This is a genomic window from Micromonospora acroterricola (genome assembly GCF_003172955.1).
In the GTDB taxonomy this organism is placed as follows: Bacteria; Actinomycetota; Actinomycetes; order Mycobacteriales; family Micromonosporaceae; genus Micromonospora; species Micromonospora acroterricola.
Genome location: NZ_QGKR01000019.1, coordinates 1 through 1987 on the forward strand (window position 1 = coordinate 1; position 1987 = coordinate 1987).

General features: G+C 69.7%; 1 protein-coding gene and 1 pseudogene. Both read left to right on the forward strand.

The window, feature by feature from the left end:
• Positions 1-777, forward strand: a pseudogene (locus DKT68_RS00155) (alpha-glucuronidase); the annotation flags it as partial.
• A gap of 267 nt (positions 778-1044) precedes the next feature.
• Positions 1045-1987, forward strand: a 943-nt coding sequence (locus DKT68_RS00160) for an extracellular catalytic domain type 1 short-chain-length polyhydroxyalkanoate depolymerase (RefSeq protein WP_109815420.1), incomplete at its 3' end; no start/stop codon positions are given.

Consider the following 1987-nt stretch of genomic DNA (forward strand, 5'->3'; position numbering starts at 1 on the left):
GTCGCCGACGTGGTCGCGGGGGAGGCGGGAACGGGCGGGGGCCTGGTCGCCGTCGCCAACGTGGGCGACGACCTGTTCTGGACGGGGCATCCGCTGGCGCAGGCCAACCTGTACACCGCCGGCCGGCTCGCCTGGGATCCGCGGCTCGATCCCGGGGTGGTCCTCGACGAGTGGATCGCGCTGACCTTTCCGCCGTCGGCGATCGGCGACGCGGAGCTGGTGGGGCGGACGCTGCACGAGATCATGGACGACTCGTGGCGCACGTACGAGCGGTACACGGCGCCGCTCGGTGTCGGCTTCATGGTCCACCCGGGCGACCACTACGGCCCCGACGTGGACGGGTACGAGTACACCCGGTGGGGGACGTACCACTTCGCCGACCGCGACGGTGTCGGCGTGGACCGCAGCCGCGCGTCGGGCACCGGCTTCGCCGGTCAGTACCCGCCGTACTGGGCCCAGGTGTACGAGTCACCGGAGCGGTGTCCGGACGAGCTGCTGCTCTTCTTCCACCACGTCCCGTACGGGCACGTCCTGCACAGCGGGTCGACCGTCATCCAGCACATCTACGACACCCATTTCGCGGGCGTCGAGGAGGTGGAGGCGATGCGGCGGCGGTGGTCGACGCTCAAGGGGATGATCGATCCGGCCGTGTACGAGCGGGTGGAGCAGCGCCTCGACGAGCAGTTGCGCTGCGCCACCGAGTGGCGGGACCAGATCAACACCTACTTCTTCCGCAAGTCCGGGGTGCCGGACGCGCGCGGGCGCCGCATCTACTGACCACTCGGCGGTGGCGGTGTGGTCGCCGATCGGTTCCGCGAATGTTCCGAAACATCTGACCCGCTGCGGCGTAGGTGCCCGCCCACACGAGCGGTGATGCCCAGGTCGTCACCGATCCGGTGCGGCGGAAGGCTTCCGGAACTCTTGACAATCGAGTGCCCTCGATCGAAGCTGACAAGGTCACGCGAGCCGCGGTCAGGGTCGGGCGAAGGGCAGTCCTCGACTTACTCCCCTTCCATGCGCAACTCTCCCGAGGAATCGCGATCGATGACACTCAAGACAAGGATGGCCGGCGTCCTCATGACGGCGGTGACGCTGGCCGCCGCCGCGTTGACGTTCGCCGCGCCGGCGTCGGCGGCGACCCTGACCCAGGTGACCGGCTTCGGTAACAACCCCACCAATCTGCAGATGCACCTGTACGTGCCGGACCGGTTGGCGTCCCGGCCGGCGATCGTGCTCGCCCTGCACTACTGCACCGGGTCCGGTCCGGCGTACCACTCCGGCACCCAGTACGCGTCGCTCGCCGACCGGTACGGGTTCATCGTCATCTACCCGTCGGTGACCCGCAGCAGCCTGTGCTGGGACGTCTCCTCGCCGCAGGCGCTGCGCCGTGGCGGCGGCAGCGACCCGGTTGGGCTCATGTCGATGGTCGACTACGTGCGGCAGCGGTACTCCGCCGACCCGGAACGGATCTTCGTCACCGGCACCTCGTCCGGCGCCATGATGACGAACGTCCTGCTGGGCGACTACCCGGACGTGTTCGCGGCGGGTGCGTCGTTCGCCGGGGTGCCGTTCGGCTGCTTCGCCACCGGGGGCGGCTCGGAGTGGAACAGCGAGTGTGCGAACGGCCAACTCGTCAGAACACCCCAGCAGTGGGGTGACCTGGTCCGCGAGGCGTACCCCGGCTACACCGGTCGTCGGCCGCGGATGCAGGTCTGGCACGGCACCAACGACGAGACGCTGCGCTACCCGAACTTCGGCGAGCAGGTCAAGCAGTGGACCAACGTGCACGGGCTGAGCCAGACCCCGACGTACACCGACTCGCCGCAGTCCGACCACACCCGGACCCGGTACGGCAGCAGCGGCGGAACGGCTCCGGTCGAGGCGATCAGCATGCAGGGCGTCTCGCACAACCTGCCGGTCGACGCCGCGCAGGTGATCCGCTTCTTCGGGCTGGACGGGGCCAGCCCGCCGCCGACGACCCCGCCCC